At 71.4% G+C, this 18328-nt stretch carries 20 protein-coding genes; 6 read left to right on the top strand and 14 right to left on the bottom strand.

The genetic code is table 11. The features are described from left to right. Nucleotides 1-14: 14 nt before the first annotated feature. The 4 genes from AB8A24_RS00240 to AB8A24_RS00225 all read right to left on the bottom strand — a co-directional run bounded on the left by AB8A24_RS00240 (nucleotide 15) and on the right by AB8A24_RS00225 (nucleotide 5051). Entirely contained in the window at nucleotides 15-1847 is a 1833-nt protein-coding gene (locus tag AB8A24_RS00240; RefSeq protein WP_369474113.1) for a glycoside hydrolase family 15 protein, read from the bottom strand. A gap of 343 nt (nucleotides 1848-2190) precedes the next feature. Next, nucleotides 2191-3420, bottom strand: coding sequence for an MFS transporter (locus AB8A24_RS00235; RefSeq protein ID WP_369474112.1), 1230 nt, complete (start codon nucleotides 3418-3420; stop codon nucleotides 2191-2193). 1 nt (nucleotide 3421) lies between these two features. Continuing rightward, entirely contained in the window at nucleotides 3422-4789 is a 1368-nt protein-coding gene (locus AB8A24_RS00230; protein WP_328960418.1) for an NAD(P)-binding domain-containing protein, read from the bottom strand. Nucleotides 4790-4844: 55 nt separating this feature from the next. Further along, on the bottom strand, nucleotides 4845-5051 hold the full coding sequence (locus tag AB8A24_RS00225; RefSeq protein WP_328960419.1) for a hypothetical protein: 207 nt from the start codon (nucleotides 5049-5051) through the stop codon (nucleotides 4845-4847). A gap of 195 nt (nucleotides 5052-5246) precedes the next feature. Between AB8A24_RS00225 and AB8A24_RS00220 the strand changes: the two genes are divergently transcribed. Then, nucleotides 5247-5615 carry a metalloregulator ArsR/SmtB family transcription factor gene (locus AB8A24_RS00220; RefSeq protein WP_328960420.1) on the top strand — a complete coding sequence of 123 codons (369 nt, stop codon included), beginning with the start codon at nucleotides 5247-5249 and terminating at the stop codon, nucleotides 5613-5615. Here AB8A24_RS00220 and AB8A24_RS00215 read toward each other — a convergent pair. The 4 genes from AB8A24_RS00215 to AB8A24_RS00200 all read right to left on the bottom strand — a co-directional run bounded on the left by AB8A24_RS00215 (nucleotide 5546) and on the right by AB8A24_RS00200 (nucleotide 7833). Further along, on the bottom strand, nucleotides 5546-5983 hold the full coding sequence (locus tag AB8A24_RS00215) for a hypothetical protein (RefSeq protein WP_369474109.1): 438 nt from the start codon (nucleotides 5981-5983) through the stop codon (nucleotides 5546-5548). The two genes, AB8A24_RS00220 and AB8A24_RS00215, sit on opposite strands and share 70 nt — an antisense overlap. A 191-nt stretch (nucleotides 5984-6174) precedes the next feature. Further along, entirely contained in the window at nucleotides 6175-6957 is a 783-nt protein-coding gene (locus tag AB8A24_RS00210; RefSeq protein WP_369474107.1) for an aquaporin, read from the bottom strand. 50 nt (nucleotides 6958-7007) lie between these two features. Then, nucleotides 7008-7322, bottom strand: a complete 315-nt coding sequence (locus AB8A24_RS00205; protein WP_328960422.1) for a metalloregulator ArsR/SmtB family transcription factor — start codon at nucleotides 7320-7322, stop codon at nucleotides 7008-7010. Between the two features lie 283 nt (nucleotides 7323-7605). After that, nucleotides 7606-7833, bottom strand: coding sequence for a hypothetical protein (locus AB8A24_RS00200; protein WP_369474105.1), 228 nt, complete (start codon nucleotides 7831-7833; stop codon nucleotides 7606-7608). A gap of 46 nt (nucleotides 7834-7879) precedes the next feature. Between AB8A24_RS00200 and AB8A24_RS00195 the strand changes: the two genes are divergently transcribed. From AB8A24_RS00195 to AB8A24_RS00185, 3 genes are all read left to right on the top strand, one after another. Further along, a complete protein-coding gene (locus AB8A24_RS00195) occupies nucleotides 7880-8299 on the top strand; it encodes an arsenate reductase ArsC (RefSeq protein WP_328960424.1) in 420 nt (139 codons plus the stop codon). A 255-nt stretch (nucleotides 8300-8554) separates the two neighbouring features. Next, on the top strand, nucleotides 8555-10411 hold the full coding sequence (locus AB8A24_RS00190) for a SpoIIE family protein phosphatase (protein ID WP_328960425.1): 1857 nt from the start codon (nucleotides 8555-8557) through the stop codon (nucleotides 10409-10411). Between the two features lie 219 nt (nucleotides 10412-10630). Next, nucleotides 10631-11080 carry a hypothetical protein gene (locus tag AB8A24_RS00185; protein WP_328960426.1) on the top strand — a complete coding sequence of 150 codons (450 nt, stop codon included), beginning with the start codon at nucleotides 10631-10633 and terminating at the stop codon, nucleotides 11078-11080. A 118-nt stretch (nucleotides 11081-11198) separates the two neighbouring features. Here AB8A24_RS00185 and AB8A24_RS00180 read toward each other — a convergent pair whose 3' ends face one another. The 4 genes from AB8A24_RS00180 to AB8A24_RS00165 all read right to left on the bottom strand — a co-directional run bounded on the left by AB8A24_RS00180 (nucleotide 11199) and on the right by AB8A24_RS00165 (nucleotide 13645). Then, nucleotides 11199-12263 (bottom strand): iron-containing redox enzyme family protein, encoded by a 1065-nt coding sequence (locus AB8A24_RS00180; protein WP_369474103.1) that lies wholly within the window; start codon nucleotides 12261-12263, stop codon nucleotides 11199-11201. Then, complete coding sequence (locus tag AB8A24_RS00175; RefSeq protein WP_328965786.1) at nucleotides 12260-12487, bottom strand: CDGSH iron-sulfur domain-containing protein; 228 nt, start codon at nucleotides 12485-12487, stop codon at nucleotides 12260-12262. Before AB8A24_RS00175 ends, AB8A24_RS00180 begins: the two co-directional genes overlap by 4 nt. 46 nt (nucleotides 12488-12533) lie before the next feature. Further along, nucleotides 12534-13175 carry a HemK2/MTQ2 family protein methyltransferase gene (locus AB8A24_RS00170; protein WP_328965787.1) on the bottom strand — a complete coding sequence of 214 codons (642 nt, stop codon included), beginning with the start codon at nucleotides 13173-13175 and terminating at the stop codon, nucleotides 12534-12536. A 239-nt stretch (nucleotides 13176-13414) separates the two neighbouring features. After that, on the bottom strand, nucleotides 13415-13645 hold the full coding sequence (locus AB8A24_RS00165; RefSeq protein ID WP_266480777.1) for a DUF6479 family protein: 231 nt from the start codon (nucleotides 13643-13645) through the stop codon (nucleotides 13415-13417). A 322-nt stretch (nucleotides 13646-13967) separates the two neighbouring features. Between AB8A24_RS00165 and AB8A24_RS00160 the strand changes: the two genes are divergently transcribed. Together AB8A24_RS00160 and AB8A24_RS00155 are read left to right on the top strand one after the other, a co-directional pair. Further along, a complete protein-coding gene (locus tag AB8A24_RS00160; RefSeq protein WP_328960428.1) occupies nucleotides 13968-14549 on the top strand; it encodes a DUF2231 domain-containing protein in 582 nt (193 codons plus the stop codon). A gap of 189 nt (nucleotides 14550-14738) precedes the next feature. Next, nucleotides 14739-15107, top strand: a complete 369-nt coding sequence (locus AB8A24_RS00155) for a PRC-barrel domain-containing protein (protein WP_328960429.1) — start codon at nucleotides 14739-14741, stop codon at nucleotides 15105-15107. Between the two features lie 261 nt (nucleotides 15108-15368). On the opposite strand, the gene AB8A24_RS00150 is transcribed toward AB8A24_RS00155, so the two are convergent. Together AB8A24_RS00150 and AB8A24_RS00145 are read right to left on the bottom strand one after the other, a co-directional pair. Continuing rightward, nucleotides 15369-17729 carry a pectinesterase family protein gene (locus tag AB8A24_RS00150; RefSeq protein WP_369474101.1) on the bottom strand — a complete coding sequence of 787 codons (2361 nt, stop codon included), beginning with the start codon at nucleotides 17727-17729 and terminating at the stop codon, nucleotides 15369-15371. Nucleotides 17730-17939: 210 nt separating this feature from the next. Further along, the gene (locus tag AB8A24_RS00145) at nucleotides 17940-18308 is read right to left on the bottom strand and encodes a PRC-barrel domain-containing protein (protein ID WP_328960431.1); all 369 of its coding nucleotides are present in this window, start codon (nucleotides 18306-18308) and stop codon (nucleotides 17940-17942) included. Between the last annotated feature and the right edge of the window lie 20 nt (nucleotides 18309-18328).

The following is an 18328-nucleotide window of genomic DNA, read 5'->3' as shown; positions in this document are numbered from 1 at the left end:
GTCGGCCCAGGCACTCAGCCGAGCGCGCGGTCGAGATTGAAGGCGGCGCTGATGAGCGAGAGGTGGGTGAACGCCTGCGGGAAGTTGCCGAGTTGTTCGCCGCTCCGGCCGATCTCCTCCGCGTAGAGGCCGAGGTGGTTGCCGTAGGTGAGCATCTTTTCGAAGGCCAGGCGGGCATCCTCCAGGCGTCCGGCACGCGTGAGCGCCTCGACGTACCAGAAGGAGCAGATCGAGAACGTGCCCTCGGCGCCTCGCAGGCCGTCCGGGCTGGCTTCCGGGTCGTAGCGGTAGACCAGCGAGTCGGAGACCAGATCCGCGGTGAGCGCATCCAGGGTCGAGAGCCATTTCGGGTCGGTGGGCGAGATGAACTTGGCCATCGGCATCATCAGCACGGAGGCGTCGAGTACGTCGTCCCCCAGCCCTTGGACGAACGCACCGCGCTTCGCCGACCAGCCCTCCCGCATGATCTGCCGGTAGATCTCGTCCCGGCTCCGCTGCCAGCGCGGAAGATCGGCGGGCAGGCCGCGCCGGTTGGCCATCCGGACGGCCCGTTCGATCGCCACCCAACACATCAGCCTCGAGTAGACGAAGTTCCGCCGGCCGCCCCGGGTCTCCCAGACGCCCTCGTCGGGCTGGTCCCAGTGGTCACAGAGCCAGTCCACCACCGCGCCGACCTCGTCCCAGTGATCACTGCTGATGGGCTGCCCCCACTTGTCGTAGAGGTAGACCGAATCGATCAGCGCGCCGTAGATGTCCAGCTGGAGCTGCTTGGTGGCGGCGTTCCCGACCCGCACCGGAGCGGATCCCAAGTGCCCTTCGAGGTGGAGCAGCTCGGATTCGGGCAGGTCGGTGCGCCCGTCGATGCCGTACATGATCTGCAGCGGACCGGTGGGGCCGACGCCCCGCATGATGCCCCGGTCGGACACGAAGCCCATGAACGCCTCGGCCTCCGACGTGAAGCCCAGGCGGAGCATGGCGTAGATGGCGAAGGCGGCGTCGCGGACCCACACGTACCGGTAGTCCCAGTTGCGCTCACCGCCGACCCGCTCGGGCAGGCTGGTCGTCGGTGCGGCCACGATCGCACCGGTCGGCACATAGGTGAGCAGCTTGAGCACCAGCGCGGAGCGGTGCACCATCTCCCGCCATCGGCCGCGATAGCGCGAGCGGCCCAGCCAGTGGCGCCAGAACCGGACCGTCGCCTCGAACTGCTCCTCCGCCTCGGCGTGCGGACAGGCCTGCGGGCGGACGTCATCGCTGATCTTGTCGAGGGCGAAGACCACGGACTCGCCTTCGAGGAGCTTGAAGTGCGACCCCACGTCCGTTCCGTCGCTTTCGAGCGGCACGGTGGAGGTCAGTGCCAGTGAGATCGAGGGCGCCTCGAAGACGGCTTCGTGGACCTGCGTACGTACGGTGTGCGCTTCGGCGCCGTAGCCGAAGCGAGGGGCTATCCGTGTCCTGAAGGGGAGGGTGCCCCGCACGCATATCACCCGACGGATCAGCCGGTGCCGGGCCGCCTCGCGCGACTCGTCGACGACCGGCATGAAGTCCTGGATCTCCGCCACCCCGTCGGCCGCGTAGAACCGTGTGATCAGGACGTTGGTGTCGGGGAAGTAGAACTGCCGGGTACGCGCCGGCACATCGGCGGCCAGCTCCCACGATCCGCCTTTGTCGGCGTCGAGGATGGACGCGAAGACGCTCGGCGCGTCGAAGCGTGGGCAGCAGTACCAGTCGATCGTTCCGTCGGTCCCGACGAGCGCGGCGGTGCGAAGATCACCGATCAGGCCGTGCTCGGAAATCGGCAGATAGCGCGCGCCGTCCACTCCCCCGGATCCGGTGCCGAACTCCATGCCGGCCTCCCTACCGTCTCGCCGTGAGCAGGTGCGGGGATGAAGAAGACTTTGTCTTTCATGGTAGAACGCCCCTGTATTCCGGCGCGGCAATCCGGAGAGCACCGGCGAACCGGCGGGTGACCGGCTTCGCGCCGAACCGGACGCCCTTCGCTCCGTCACCGGTCGTGTCTCCGGCCTTCCGGTCCTTGATGAAATGACGTAGCGCCACGACCACACAAGGTGGTGACGTCCGCCGTCGTCCGGTGGCCGGCGGCCGGCGCCGTGGACGAAGCCCCAGGTCAGCGACGCGTCTCGAGTGCCGGCCGGCCGGTTCGTCGATCCGTACTCGGCCGGCCCGGCCTCAGCCCTGCGGGCCGTCGCCGTTGCCCGGACGAGTCCCGAATGCTGTGACGGCGGCGGTGATCGACAGACCGGCGAGCAGGGCGAACAGTGCGGGGTAGCCGCCGAGGGGGCCGGCCAGGACCGCGCCGGCGAAGGGGGCGAGGGCGGCCGCGGCGTGGGCCGGTGCGCCGAGGAGGCCTGAGAGTCGGCCGTAGTGGGTGGTGCCCCAGCGGTCGGTGACGGCGGTGGCCTGGAGGAGGGTGAGGTTGCCGCGGATCACCCCGGCGAGGACGGATAGGGCGACGAGCAGGGCGTAGGGGCCGGCCACGGTGGCCAGTGCTGCGGTGGTGAGGGCGCCGAGGGCGATCAGGGTGACGGTGCGGGCGGTGACGCCGAGGTGGCGGGCGAGGTACGCGTAGAGGGTGCGGCCGAGGGTCTGGCCCGCGCCGCCGAGGCCCAAGGCCCATGCGGCCTGCGTGGTGGTGAAGCCGCGTTCGATCAGGAGCGGGACGAGGCCGATGACGACCGCGTACATCGCGAACGCCGACAGGGCGAAGGTGACGGCCAGCATCAAGAACGCCCGGCTGCGCACGACTTGCTCGTGGCCGCCGGTGATGTGCGGCGGGCTCGGCGGAGCCGGTGGCCAGGGGGCTTTCAACGCGAGGGCGTGGGTGGGGATGGTCAGGGCGGCGAGGATGGCGGCGAGCACCGTGTAGGTGGCGCGCCAGGACATGTGGGCGGCGAGTATCGCGGTCAGGGGTGCGAAGACGGTGGAGGCGAGTCCGCCGGCGAGGGTGACGATGGTGAGGGCGCGGACGTGGTCGGGTGCCCACCAGCGGGTGAGGGCGGCGAAGGCGGGCTGGTAGAAGATGGCGGCCATGGCCGCTCCGGCGAGCAGCCATCCGGCGAAGAAGACGGCCAGGGTGGGGGCTGCGGCGATGACCAGCAGGCTCAGGGCTCCCAGGAAGGAGCCGGCCGTCATGACGGTGCGGGGCCCACGGTGGTCCAGTACGCGGCCGACGTAGATCCCGGCGACGGCGGAGACGACGAGGGCGGCGGAGAACGCGGCGGTGGTCGCCCCCGCGCTCCAGCCGGTGTCGGCGGTGATGGCCGGGTTGAGGACGGGGAAGGCGTAGTAGACGATGCCCCAGCTGGTGATCTGGGTGAGGCAGAGGGCGGGCAGGACGGCGCGGGGCCGCGACCGGACCCCCATCCCGGTCGCGGCCCCGCCGCTTTGAAGGTCGGTCACCTCAGCAGCCGCCGGAGGAGGCGGGCGCGGCGCCGATGGTGAGGGTGGCCGGGGCTGCGCAGCAGCCTCCACCGTCGTTCCGCTCGGAGGCTTCCGGCTCGTCGAAGAGGCCTGCACCGCCGCACACCCCGGTCTCGGGGAGGGTGAGTTCGACGCGCTCGGCGGCTTCCTGGTCGCCGGCGAGGTGGGCGGCGATGGAGCGGACCTGCTCGTAGCCGGTCATGGCGAGGAAGGTGGGGGCGCGGCCGTAGGACTTCATGCCGACGAGGTAGACGTCCTTCTCGGGGTGGGCGAGCTCGTTCACGCCGTGGGGGTAGACCGTGCCGCAGGAGTGCTGGTTGGGGTCGATCAGCGGAGCAAGCGCGGTCGGGGCCTGGAGGCGCTCGTCCAGGCCCAGGCGCAGCTCGCCGAGGAAGGACAGGTCAGGGCGGAAGCCGGTGAGGACGATGACCTCGTCGACCGGGTCGAGGCGGCGTCCGTCCTCACCGATGAGGATCACGTGGCCGTCTTCGGTGCGCTCGACGGTGTCGGTGCGGAAGCCGGTGACCGCGTCGGCGTAGCCGCTGTCGACCGCTGCCTTGGCCGCCAGGCCGAGGGCGCCGCGGGCGGGGAGTTGGTCGGCTTCGCCGCCGCCGAAGGTGGAGCCGGAGATCCCTCGGCGCAGGATCCACGTGGCGTGCGTCCCCTGGCCGTCGTCGGACTTGGCGAGATCGGCGAGGTAGGCGAGGGCGGTGAAGGCGGAGGCGCCGGAGCCGATGACGGCGGTGCGCTTCCCGGCGTAGCGGGCGCGGACGGCGGGGTCCTTCAGGTCCGGGACCCGGTAGGTGATGTGGTCGGCGGCGGTCTTCTCGCCGAGGGCGGCGAGTCCGCTGCCGCCGGCGGGGCTGGGGGTGGACCAGGTGCCGGAGGCGTCGATGACGGCGCGGGCGAAGAGGCGGTGCTCGTGGCCCTCGGCGTTCTCGTAGTGGACGACGAAGGGCTGGGTGTCGCGGTCGGCGTCGACGATGCGGTCGCGGCCGGTGCGGGAGACGCCGGTGACGCGCGCTCCGTAGCGGACCTGCTCGCCGAGCACGTCGGCCAGCGGCTGGAGGTAGCGCTCGGCCCAGTCACCTCCGGAGGGGTAGGTGTCCTCGGCGGGCTTGGTCCAGCCGGTCGGGGCCAGGAGCTTCTCGGCGGCCGGGTCGACGAGCTCGCCCCAGCGGGAGAACAGCCGCACGTGAGCCCACTCGCGCACGGCGGCCCCGGCGAGCGGGCCGGCTTCCAGGACGAGGGGCGTGATGTCGCGGTCGAGGAGGTGGGCCGCGGCCGCGAGTCCGGCGGGGCCGGCCCCGATGACGACGACGGGCAGCTCGGTGGTGGTCTCGCTCATGGCATGTCTCCGGGTCTTCGTGCGGGCGGGCGGCTGGGCGGGGGCTTTCAGGTGGTCAGCAGCAGCCGGCGCCGGTGGCGACGGCTTCGCTCTTGGCCTGCGGGGCACAGCAGGCTCCGGCTGCTTGCGCGCCCTCGCTGGTGCCACAACAGGGTGAGGACTGGGCGGGCGCCACCTCGGCGGCGGACCGTGCGGGGGTGGGGCCGCAACAGGAACCTGCCTCGGCGGGGTTCGGGCTGGTGGGGGTGGCCGGCTCGTTCATCACGACTCCCTCGTATATCGAAGTTTGTCTATGGCTTGCGTGATCAGCATGGCATCCATATCGATAGACGTCAACATAGACGTTCATCTATTTTTGCGGGGTTCGGACCGCTGTCCGCACCGGGACGAGGTCATCACCTACCCGACCGGCGACCGCCCCCTGCCGCCTTGGTTCGATGTATGTCAACATAGACGTATGTCGAATGTGAAGGTTCTGCCGCTGCTGGAGCCCGACGCCGTCGCGGCCTGCTGCCCGCCTCTGAACGAGCGCCCGATGTCGGCCGAGGAGGCCGAGGTCGCGGCGAAGATGTTCAAGGCCCTCGGTGACCCCGTGCGGCTGCGCCTGTTCTCCGCCGTCGCCTCCCACGAGGGCGGGGAGGCGTGCGTGTGCGACATCTCCGACGTCGGCGTCTCCCAACCCACCGTCTCCCACCACCTGAAGAAGCTGAAAGAGGCCGGGCTGCTGTCCTCCGAGCGCCGGGGTACGTGGGTGTACTACCGGGTCGAGCCGTCCGTGCTCGCCGCCATGGGCGCGCTGCTGGCCGGCGCCGTGAAGACGGCGTGACCGCGGTGCGGACCGAGGCGCGGCTCCGGGGGCGGCTCGGAGGTCTCGACGAGTCCCGGGCCGCCGGCCGACGGCCTTCCCCGAAGCTGATGCCCGGCCGGCCGCGGCCCCGGCACGACTGACGTCACCGGGCCTTCGGTCCTTTCCGCCCGTTGGAGCGGGGCGGGGTCAGGGCCGGTGGCGCTGACGACCGCGCGGGCCTGCCGGTCGCCGCTGTCCGTCGCGACGCGCGGGAAGGCGCCGTCGCGGTGGACCGCTTCCACCCGGGCCCCGCGGTGCACGGGCAGGTCGTAGAGCTTCTCGTAGTGGGCGAGGTGGTCGACGACATGCCGCACGTCGGGGTAGGTCCGGCCGGGCTGGACCGGCATGAGCCGACCGGGCAGGGAGGAGTACTGCGCCGGGGAGAACAGGCGCAGGGAGTCCCATGTGTGCCGTCAAGCTCCGCCGGGCGCCGTCCGGGCGTCGTCCGGGCGTCGAGGAGGACGTGCTCGATGCCCAGGCTGCGCAGGTGGTGGCCCGGACCGGCCGCCGCCGATCACCACCACGTCGGTGCGCCGCGTCATGCTGCGGGCGTCCCGGAGCCGGTCTTGCCGCGCATGAAGATGACCGCCACCAAGGCCAGGCCTACCGCGGCACCGATCAGCTGCATGGCGATGAAGCCGGGAACCGACGCCGGGGCGATGCCCGCGAAGGTGTCGGTGAAGGCGCGGCCGATCGTGACGGCCGGGTTGGCGAAGGAGGTGGAGGAGGTGAACCAGTACGCGGCGCCGATATAGGAGGCGACCGCGACCGGCGCGAAACGGAGCCTGTCCGTACGCGCGAGGCCGAAGATCAGCAGGATCAGGCCCGCGGTGGCGACCACCTCGCCGAGGAGGAGGTTGCCGGCGGAGCGGTCGTGCTGTGACCACTTCACCAGCGGCTCCCCGAACATCGCGTCGGCGAGGATCGCACCCGCGAGCGCACCGGCGATCTGCGAGGGCACGTAGACGGCGAGCTCGCGCGCGTTCACACCGGCGCCACCGCGGCGGGCGGTCCACCACTCGGCCAGGGTGACTGCGGGGTTGAAGTGGGCGCCGGAGACCGGGCCGAGGAGGGCGATCAGTACGCCGAGGCCGAAGACGGTGGCGGTGGAGTTGGCCAGCAGTTGGAGAGCGACGTCGTCGGTGAGCTCGGTGGCCTGGATGCCGGAGCCGACCACGATCGCGACCAGGGCGGCGGTGCCGACCAGTTCGGCGGCAGCACGGGCAATCAGAGGAGTACGGGGCGGGGTCGCGCCGGGCGCGGGCTGCGGAGCCGGGTCGGCGGCCAGGGCGTCGCTCGCGACGGGCTCGGTGGCGGTCAAGACAGGTTCTCCTCGGGCAGGTGAGGCAGGGCGGACAAGGCCGCGAGGGCTTAGGGGCAGGACCGCTTGAGGTTCGCTTCCGCGGCGGCTCGCGCGGTCCGGGCGAGGTCGGCGAACTGACCGGCGAGGGCTTCGATGACCTCCGGGCGCAGGCGGTAGTAGATGTACCGGCCGCATGGCTCCGTCTCCACGACCCCGGCCTCGCGCAGCACCTTCATGTGGTTGGAGAGGTTCGTCTGCTTGGCACCCGTCTCCTCCACGAGGTGGGTGGTGCAGAGCGTCTCGCGGGCGAGCAGGGTCACGATCCGGAGCCTGAGCGGGTCGGCCAGCACCCGGATCAGATCAGTGTCGACTGACGTCATCATGGACTGATACTGTCACATCAGTTGGGGCTGACACCATCCTGCACTGACCTATTGGCTCCTTTGAAATGGATCGCCATGCCCACGCCCTCCTCGACCCTCGTGCCGGACGAACACCTGGCCGCAGGGGCCGCCCGCCTCGCCACCCGCCTCGCCACCCGATGCGCCGCCACTTCGCGCCGGAAACGGTGCTGGGCCTGCTCGCCGACTCCTGCACACGTCTCGCCGAGCACGCACGGATCCGTACGCACCTGGTCGTGCCCGCCGAACGGTCACCGCCGAACGCCTACCCCAAGCCGCTGACCGAAGAGTCGTCCAGGCTGCCGACATCGGGATCACGATGGGCTGCGGCGACGCCTGCCCCGTGGTGCCGGGTCGCCGCTACCTCGACCGGCCTGTCGCCGACCCCGACGGAGCGCCGATCGTCGTCGTCCGCGACATCCTCGACGCCATCGAGGCCATCGAGGCGAACGACGCCCACATCACCGAGCTGCTCACCCAGCTCGCCCCTCACGCCCCGCGGCTCCCCACCGCAGTCGCCTCACCCCAAGGAAGAACAGATGTCCTCCGCTCCTGCCGCCTCCGTCCTGTTCGTCTGCATCCACAACGCGGGCCGCTCCCAGATGGCGGCCGGGTTCCTGCGCCACCTCGCCGGCGACCGCGTCGAGATCCGCTCCGCCGGCTCCGTGCCCGGCGAGCAGATCAACCCCTCCGCAGTCGCCGCCATGGCCGAGCTGGGCATCGACATCTCCGACCAGAAGCCGAAGGTCCTCACCCCCGAGGCCGCCCAGGCCTCGGACTACATCATCACGATGGGCTGCGGGGATGCCTGCCCGTACTTCCCCGGCAAGACCTACCTCGACTGGCAGCTCGAGGACCCGGCCGGCCAGGGCGTCGAGGCCGTCCGCCCCATCCGCGACGAGATCAAGGGCCTCATCGAGGGCCTGATCGCCGAGATCGACGCCAGGTCGAAGGCCTGAGGGACCTGGCGTGACCGAGACGAGGACGGGTCGGCGGCAACAGCCTGAAGTATCAGAAGCCAGGGGCGCCCCGAAAGACTCCGCCTGACCTCGTTCGCCCAGGAGCGCAGTACCGCCTTTCACCACACGCGGCCTCGGACGGGTGGGAGCCGGCCCGTTCGACGCACGCGCCCTTGTCACCATGGACCGGCGAAGGGGCCCTCCGCCGGCCTACCATGCCTTTGAGGGCTTCGGGACAGCGCGGCCGGAGGACAGATGCCGAAACAGGGCCAGGAATCCGAAGCGGACCCGGGCAGCGCACAGTGGCGCGCCGTGAGGCCGGCCGGGCTCTCGGCAGCCTCCGACACCGGGATGGACCGGTTCGCCCGCCTGGTTTCACGACTGCTCCGCGTGCCGGTGGCCTTCGTTTCGCTCGTCGAGGAGGAGCGGCAGATCCTGCCCGGCCAGTTCGGTCTGCCGGAGCCCTGGGCGGGGAGCCGCGCGCTGCCGCTGTCGCACTCGCTCTGCCGGTACGTGGTGACCTCCGGGCAGCCCTTGGTCGTGCCCGATGCCCGCGCCGACGACCGGCTCCGTACCAACCCGGCCATCGGGGATCTCGGGCTCGTCGCGTATGCGGGGATGCCGCTGACCGATGCCGCCGGGCTGGTGCTGGGCTCCTTGTGCGCCTTCGACCACGAGCCGCGGACGTGGAGTGACGGCGAGCTGACCGACCTGAAGGATCTGGCCGCTGCCTGCTCCGCCGATCTGCGCCTGCGCATCCTGTCGGCGCAGAGCCGGTCCGCGCAGAAGGTGCTGGAGACCGCACGGGCCGCCGCCGAGCGCGCCCGCGGTGACGCGGAGCGCCTGGAGCAGGAGGCCCAGACCGGCATGGATCATGCCGAGCTGCTGCTGAGGGCATCGGAGGAACTGGCCCAGACGTCCGGGCTGGAGGACGTCCGGCGCCGGCTGCGGGACCTTTTCGTCGGTGCCGGGAAGCCCTCGTACGTCGGCCTGCTGGTCGCCGACAAGGACGAACTGCACCGGATTGCCGACCCCGACGTGGAGCACTCGGTGGAACGGGAGGTTCTCACGCTGCCCGTGAGCGCGGAGTTCCCGAGCACCCGGGCCATGCGGGAACGGCGGGCGGTTTTCGTGCCGGACCGTGAGGCGCTCGTCGCCGGGTACAGCCCCGAGGCGGTCGGCTTCTCCGACCGCATGGGCTTCACCACCGTTCTGTGCCTGCCGCTCTGGGGCAGCCGCGCCCTGCTGGGCGTGCTCGCCGTCTGCTGGACCAAGCGGCACGAGGTGGGCGTCACGGAGCGGGCCACGCTCATCGCCGCGTCCGGTTACATCGCGCAGGCGGTGGAGCGTGCCCTGCACCTCGACGAACGCACCTCCGTGGCCAGGCAGCTCCAGGAAGCCATGCTCACCGACCTCCCCGTGGCCGACCGCATCGAGATGAGCGCCCTGTACGAGCCGGCCGCGGTCGGCGACATGATCGGTGGGGACTGGTACGACGCCTACCACCTGCCGCCCGCCTCATCCGGCGGCGCACCCGGAGCCCTCATGGTGACGGTGGGTGACATCACCGGCCACGACACGCACGCCGCCACGATCATGGGCCAGATCCGCAGCATGCTGCGGCAGGCCACCCTCGACCACCCGCCGTACAGCCCGGCCACGGCGTTGACCGCCCTCGATACCGCTTGTTCGATCCTGCCCCTCGAGGCCGGCGGCACGCTGGTCCACGCACGCCTCGACCTCGCCGACGGCGGTCCCGGCTGGACGTTGACCTGGTCCAACGCCGGCCACCCGCCGCCACTGCTCCGTACCCCCGACGGCCGGGTGGCCCTCCTGGAGGAGCACGACATCCTCCTCCACAGTGACCTCGGGCCGTTCCACCGCACCGAGGCCCGGCGCGGTCTGCCCCCGGGCTCGACGCTGCTGTTCTACACCGACGGGCTCATCGAACGCCGTGGCCACGACATCGATGCCTCCCTGGCGCAGCTCGTCTCCCTGCTCGCCCGCCATGGTGACCTTCCGCTGCCCGAACTGCTCCACCTGATCAGCAACAGGCCGGCGGACCCGGCGCCCGGGGACGATGTCGTCGTACTGGCGCTGCGCGTTCCCTGACGGCGTGACCGGCCGCTTCCTGGAACCGGCGACCGGTCCGACGGCCAGCGGAATGAGGACGGTCCGAAGGATCGGAATTCCCGTCACGAAGCGAATGGCGAGGAGAAGCACGCCGATGACAGGACCGACGTCCTCCGTTTTGGCGTGACGGTGCACAACCGGGGTAGACGCCAGCCGTGTCCGGCGGCTTGTTCGGGCGCGCAGCCAAGGAGAAATTCCATGATTCTCATCCTCGGACTCGTCATTCTGATCGCCGCCGTCATCGTCGGCCTGGCCGGCGTATTCGGCAATACCGGCGCGGGCCACGATCTCGGCGTCGGCGGCGATTTCTCGATTTTCGGCTACCACGTCACCGGTTCGACCGGATCCCTCTTTCTGAGCGGAATCATCGTCGGAGCCGTCGCCCTCTTGGGCCTGACTCTGGTCATGATGGGCGCCCGTCGTTCGGCCCGTCGCTCGGCGCAGGCCCGCCGGGAACTCAGCACATCACGCCGTGAGGCCGCCGCCGTCGACCGCGAGCGCGACGATCTGATCAAGCAGCGCGACGATGCCCGCGCCGGGGCCGGTGCTCCGACGGGTGACGTGCCCCGCGCCGAGGCCGGTGCTCCGGCGACCGACGTCCCCCGCGGTCGAGGCCACTGGTTCGGCCACCGGGCCGCGCACCGCTGACGGCAGGCGGCCTTCGTCGTTCCGCAGAACCTTGTCGATGCGCCACCCGCCGAAGGGAGCGGCGCGCCGTGCCTGAAGAGGCCGACGCGCCGCTCCCTTCGTGGTCGAGAGCCCGCCCTCACGGCCCCGGCCTCGTCCCCGGCCTCGTCCCCGGTCTCGTCCCCGGCACGGGCGACCGCAGAGCGCTGCGCCCCTGGTCCCAGGCCTTGCGGAGGTGGGTCGCGAGGCGGTCCTCCAACAGGACGGTCGCCGCACACCCGAACGCGATGTCAGCCTCCAGGTCCGGCTCGTCGGCCAGCAGACCTCCGATCACCTCGTGGCGCACCACCTGTTCGTGGACGGCGTCGGCTTCGACGTGCTCCGCGTAGAAGTGTTCGGCCGAAGGGCCCGCTCCGCAGCGCCGCATGGCTTTGGCCAGGCGCCTGGACCCGGGCGACGAGGTGACTTCGACGCACGCGAAGTGGCCGACGAGTGCGCCGCGCAGGGCGCGGTGGAGCCCGAACAGGGACATCAGGTTCACGGTCGCGAGCAGCGGCGCCGGCGCGTGGTCCAGGTAGCGGCCGTAGGCGGGATCCAGTTCCAGGTCGGCCATGAGGTCCGCGAAGAGCTGTGCGTGGATACGGTCGGCGCGGCCGGCGCCGAACTCGTCGTACTCGATGGCCACCATCGCCGCCTTGGCCCGTCCGGTGAGCCGCGGGATGACCCAGGCGTGCGGGTCGGCCTCCTTGAGGTGGTAGAGGGAGCGCAGGGCGGCGTACTCACGCAACTGCCATAGCTCGCCCTCGGTTTCCAGGTGGTGACTGAGACTGCCGGAGAGGTCCACGGGCTCGACGAGGAGCGGGGCGAAGGCTTCCTCGACCGTCCGCGGCGCGTCGGGCAGCTCGGTGCGCAGGGCGTGCAGCACGCGGGTCTCCATCGACCGGCGCAGCCGCAACAGTTGCGGGTCCCATTCGCGCTCGTCGTCCACGCCGTCGAAGCCGCGGTAGTGCAATTCGTACAGCAGGTAGAGGGCGAGCTGGAGGTCCTCACCCCACGGATCCGCCTTCGGCACGGACCCCGTGGCGTACACCGGCGGGCCACCGGATCGCAGGGCCTGCGTCACGGCACGGGACAGCTCGCCCCGTGCTTCGACCAGGCCGGGGCCGGCGGCGGTCGTCGTGGTGCTCGGGCTCGGAGGGGTCATCGCGGGTTCCTGTCCTCGGGAGGCGGGCCGCCCCGCTCACGACAGCGGTGGCTGGTGTCGCACCAGGGGTAGGCACGGCTGCGGCGGCAGGTGCATACCGCGACCACGAAGCGGTCGGACCGGGCGACCCTGCCGTCGTCCAGGACGATCTCGACCGGGCCCTCGATCAGGACCGGGCCCTGCGGGTCCACCGACACCCGGCGGGCCGGCGTCCGGACGGGGATCGGGACGGTGGCCGGGACGGGAGTCGGGACGGGGGCCCGGGGGCTGTCAGAGGGACTGGGCACGGATGATCACCAGCTCTTCCCACTCGTCGGTTGCTGCCGCCAGACCCCGCCGCTCCAGCCAGGCCCGTCGCGAACGCAGTACGGGGCCCCACGGCACCGAGGCACTCGCCGTGACCTCGGCGGCCAGCCCCGCCCCGGTCAGGCGGTCGAGGCTCTCCTCGGCCCCGCACATCGCCGAGTGCACCATGAGCAGGACACCCCCGGGACGCAGCAGGGTCGGGGCGCCGGCGCAGATCCGGTCGATGACCCCGCGCCCGTCGGGACCGGCGTCCCAGGCACGCTCCGGCCCGCGCGACGGCAGCCGGACCCCCGGGGCCGGGACGTACGGCGGATTGGTGACCACCAGGTCGAAGCGACAGCCCGCGGTGCGCGCCGCGAAGTCGCCGTGCAGGACGCGCAGCGGCAACCGTCGGCGCAAGGAGTTCAGCCGCGCCGTGACCACGGCGGGCCAGGAGACGTCGACCGCCGTGACCCGCGCTCCCCTGCCCGCGGCGTGCAGTGCCAGCGCGCCGGTGCCCGTACCGATCTCCAGCGCGTCGGTCCGCGGCCCGAGCTCCTCCTGGGCGAGCGCCTGCGCGAGGAGAAGGGTGTCCGCCTGCGGCTGGTAGACGCCCGGCAGGGCCATCAGGGCGACCGGGAGCGGGGGCAAGGACAGGGCTGTGGCGGGCACCGCGTACCTCCCGGATTCGTATGCGGCCCGCGGAGCGGACCGCTGAAATCGACCGGCGCCCTGCGGCTGCCCCGAACTGAGCGGCCCACCCGAATTCTCGTCGATCTTCAGAGGATCAGACGGATATCGACCTTTTCCGGTATTCCCACGGGCGGCCACTCGGTACTTCGCGTCCCGGAGCGCACCGGGCCGGCTCACACGCGGGGCGCCTGGTCGCCGGCGTTCCCGTCCGGCGTCCGCCACGAATCCTCGCGCCCCCGCGCCACGGGATTCTGCTCGGCCGGCCGGACAGGGGCCCGGCGCCGCGCGTTGCGTCGGCTGCCGTACCAGAACGCGCCGACCAAAAGGACGACCACGACGACGCCGGCGAACATGAGGAAAAGTGCTCCTTGGCCTTCGGCCGCGAGAATTTCGGTAGGAATCATGGCTCGCGCCTACCCACGATCGACGGGCTCACGGGACATCTCCTTCCCGGATTCCCTACCGGATTCCCTCCCGGTTCGCCCTTCAGCAGACCATCGCCACCGCCCGCTCCGTCGAGTTCGACGCCGTCGTGCCGGCCGGGGTCGCCCGACAGGCTGGAGAAGCGTGAGCGTTCGGCGTAGGGGAGGTCGCCTGCACGGGGGCATGCCGCCCGGCGAACAGTGTCACCACCACCCCACCGGGTACACAGGGTCAGGGCCGGTCGTTCGGGTGCCAATGAGGACCCGGGCGGGATCGCGGCGTGACACCGGGTAGGCGTCGAGTATGCACTCCCACACCCCCGACGCCTCGGCCGTGACCGGGCGGACCGCAGTACTCGACAACGCCTCGACCCGGTGGCTGACCGCGCTGGACCGGCTCGAACGGACCACGGTGGCCGATCCGGCGATCAGGGTGCTCCAGCGGGGCATCCACGCGCTACCCCTGGGCGGGATGCGTGATCTGCTGCGTGGCAGACCGCTCGGGCACCCGCTGCATCCCGTGCTGGTGCAGGTACCCATCGGATGCTGGCTCTCGTCGGCCGTGCTGGACCTCGTACCCGGGACGCAGCGTGCGAGCAAGACCCTCACCGCCGTCGGACTGGCCGGGATCGCCCCGGCAGCGGTGGCCGGCTGGGTCGACTGGGCGGACCTGCCTCCCGAACAGGCCCGGGTCGGCCTGGCCCACGCGGCCTCGAACGCGGCTGCGGTGGCCTGCTACGCCCTGTCCCTGACGTCGCGGCTGCGCGGCCGCCCGGCGAAGGGCCGACTGTGGTCCCTCGGCGGCCTGGCCGCCGTCGCGCTCACCGGTGCCCTGGGCGGGCACGTGGCCCATCGCCGGGCGGTCGGGGGGTACCCGGCGACGTGAGCGGCACCGGGCGTGCGGCGGGGGCCGTCCCGGTCCGCATTCGATCCGGGCGAGTGAAGCGGTGAAAGCCGGGCAGGCGAAGTCCCGGCGGAACGCAGTACATCCGCCGAGCACCGCGTACGGCACAAGGAGGGTCGACGGAGAAGCACTTCCTCGTCGCCCCCCATTGACCGGAGGAGTTGTTTTCGCGTGACTGAACATGTGTGGAGTTACCAGCCGACCGCGGGCCACCTGGCCGGTACGGACCTGACCGGCTACAAGGTCGAGGCGACCGACGGGCACATCGGCAAGGTCGACAAGCACTCCGACGAGGTCGGTGACGCCTACCTTGTGGTCGACACCGGCGTATGGATCTTCGGCAAGGAGGTCCTGCTGCCGGCGAGCACCGTCGTCAGGATCGACCCCGAGGACAGGAAGGTCTTCGTCGCCGGCACCAAGGAACAGATCAAGGCCGCCCCCGAGTTCCACCGGGACAAGCACCTGGGCGACGTCGGCTACCGGGAAGAGCTGGGCACCTACTACGGCACCGGCGCCCCCTTCGGCGGCCGCCCCGCCTGATCCCGGCGGCCCGAATCCGAGCGAGCCCGCACCCCGGCCCGGGGTGCGGGCTCGCCGCGTCGAAGCCCACCCACCACCCCGCCTGCCCGCAACGGCGGGGCAGGCGAAGGACGGGCCATGCCGCGCTCGACCCGGGCCGGCATGCGGGCCCGGTCGGGCAGGTGGGTGCGTTCTCAGGCAGGTGCCGGAGGGCGGCAGTCCGTTCGCGCGTTCGTTCGGGCACTTCGGTTCGCCGGCGCCTGGTCCGCACGGTGACGCCCATCAGTCCGTCGGGTTCCAGCCGTCGGTGCCGGCCAGGTAGGCGCGGGCGGTGTGGGCCGCGGCCCGGTCCGGGGCGAGCTGCGGCCGGTTCGCTCCGGTTCCGGCGCCGGGGCCCGTGTTGGCGTACTCGGCGAACCGGGCGGACTTCCAGGAGAAGCCCCCCATGTCGGTCCACGGCCCCTCTGTCTTCACGGCCGCGGGCAGGCTCGTGTTGCGGATGACCAGCTGACCGACCGCGCTCGCGCCGGGGTGCCAGGGCCGGCCGAGGTAGTAGGTCCCGGGCCGGGCGGGGCTGCTGATCGTGCTGTCGGTGATGAGGATCCCGTACGGCTTGGCCGCGTCGGTGTTCGGTGCGGCGAGGTATCCGCCCAGGCCGCCGGCCGCGGCGCCCCGGTCGCGCAGGGTGATGTTGACGTGGTCGTAGACGGCGGTGGCGTTGCCGAAGACGAAGTCGACGTCCCCCGCGATGAAGCAGTGGCGGAAGTACTGCCGGTACTGGCCGGTGGCGGAGGGAGCCCAGTTGAGGACGGTGTCCTGGTGTCCGATGAAACGCGAGTTGAGGTACTTCTGGCGGTCGCCGGACGCGTTGACGGCCACGGCCTGGGTGTCCCTGACGTCCGGGTGCGCCGACCGCTCCCACGTGTTCTCGACCGTGACACCGGTGACGGTGATGTCGTTGGCGGAGAAGGTCGCGGTGGCACTGCCCGCGGTTCCGTACGTACCGCCTCCGGGCTTCGGTGTGCCGGAGGCGTTGTCGTAGGTGATGACGACGTCCTCGGCGTTGCCGGTGGCGCCTTTGAGGGTCAGTCCGTGCTTGGAGGCGGGGACGTTCACCGTCTCCCGGTAGGTGCCGCGCGAGACGAGGACGGTGTCGCCCGCGGAGGCGGCGTCGACGGCGGCCTGCACGGAGCGGTGGGCCGCGGAGCCGTCGGCGGCGACCGTCAGCGTACGGCCGCCGGCCGGACCGGACGGGGTGGGAGCGGACGGGGTGGGACCCTTGCCGCCGGTCTCGGTGAGGACTCCGGCTCCCGCTTTCCCGGCCCTCCCCGTCAGCTTCGCCGGTAGTCCGGCGGCGGGTTCCAGTCCGGCGGTGAGGGTGGGCCGCCAGCCGACGGTGGTCTTGATCTTCTTCCCGGGGTCGGCGGAGTTGTGGGCGGCGACCAGATCCACGGGGGCGCCCCCGACGAGGTTGCCGCTGCCCGCGATGGCTCCGGTGCCGTCGCCGCTGAGCAGCTGGGAGGTCTTCCGGTCGGAGGAGAGCTTCCAGTAGTTGTTCTGCGCGACGACCTGGGCCCCGGCACGGGAGTTGACGCTGTAGCTGTGCGCGTAGCCCTCCGATGCCGTGGTGTCGTAGTAGTTGTCGTACAGGTGGATCTGGCCCACCCGGGCGAGAGGGGCCCGCTGGACGATGCCCCGGAAAACGTTGTGGTGGAGCGTCACCCGCAGTTTGGTGTCCTTGTCGCTGCTGCCGATCAGCATGGTCTTGTCGTGGTTGCTGAACGTGTTGTATCCGACGGTGACGAGGTCGGAGGCGTTGGTGATGTCGAGGGCGCCGTCATGCACCTGGTACTCGCGGCCGAAGCGGACCGGGTTGGCGGAGTCCGGATGCGGGGCGTCGGAGAAGCTGTTGTGGTCGACCCAGACATGGGTGGCGCCGCGCAGGCTGACGGCGTCGTAGGCGGAGTTCCAGTTGCCGGTGGAGCCGTCGGTCGGGTCCCACTGCGGGAAGCAGTCCCGGACGTCGGTGAGCGACAGGTTGCGGATGATCACGTTGTCGGCGTTCTTCACCACGAGGCTGCCGCCGGTGATGCCCGCTCCGGTGCCGGGCACGCCTATGAGCGTGGTCCGAGCCGGCACGGTGAACACCATGCGGGCGGCCTGCCTGGACTGGGCCGCCCTGCGGGCGTTCTCCTGGGTGCCGGACGGCACCTTGGCACGGCCCCAGACGGCGGGATCGTAGGCCTTGAGGTAGGAGTCGAGCGAGTAGCCGGTGCCCGCGGCGTGGTCGGCGCAGCTCTGCGGCTTCCCGCTGTCGTCGGTGTCGGCGTCGATCAAGCCCTTGACCCGGACGATCCGCGGGGCACCGGCCGGGCTCGCGGCCAAGGCTCTCACCAGCTCGGCGCGGGTGGAGACGGTGAAGACGTGAGCTGCGTCCGCGGCACGGCCGCCGGTGGTGCCCGAGCCGCTCGCGGCCCAGCCGTCCCGGGCGGCCGGCACGCCGTGGGCGAGGTCGGCAGGTGCCACGGCATCGGCCTTCGCGACGAGCGGTACGGCGCCGAGTCCGGCGGCGACCAGGGTGGCAGCTCCGGCCAGGGCCAGCCTTCGACGTCCGGTGAGGCGGCGGTGGGCGGAAGCGGTCATGGGCGGTGGCTCCTTGGGGTGAGGTGCACTGTTCACCCCTCAGTTGCCGCCGGAGCCCGAAAGGTTGCCGGGCACCCGCCGAACAGGTGATCGTACGCGGACGGTGCGGCGAATCAGGGTCCGAGCCTGCCGACAGGCACGGCACTTCTGGTTGCCGGGCACGGGGAGGGGCCCGGACTCGTCGAGTCCGGGCCCCTCCCTCATGGCACGTCAGGCGAACGGGCCGCCGAACGGGCCGACGGGACCGTAGTAGAGGGCCAGCTGCTCGCGGTAGCGCGCGTCGCCGAGGTGCGTGTCCCGGTGGAACTCCGGGGAGTCCTTGATCTGTTCCTTGGTGCGCTCCACGTGGATCGTCCGCTGCTCCGGGTCGATGGCGATCACGGTGCCGGCCGGCAGAAGCACTTCCTTGCCGAAGATCCACACCCCTGTATCGACCACCAGGTAGGCGTCACCGACCTCGTCGGAGTGCTTGTCGACCTTGCCGATGCTTCCGTCGACGGCCTCGACCTTGTAGCCGGTGAGATCGGTACCGGCCAGGTGTCCCGACGTCGACTTGTAACTCCACACATGCTCGGTCACGTGAAAACAACTCCTCCGGT

The organism is Streptomyces sp. BF23-19 (assembly GCF_041106355.1).
Taxonomy (GTDB): Bacteria; Actinomycetota; Actinomycetes; order Streptomycetales; family Streptomycetaceae; genus Streptomyces; species Streptomyces virginiae_A.
This window is presented reverse-complemented; position numbering and strand designations above follow the sequence as displayed.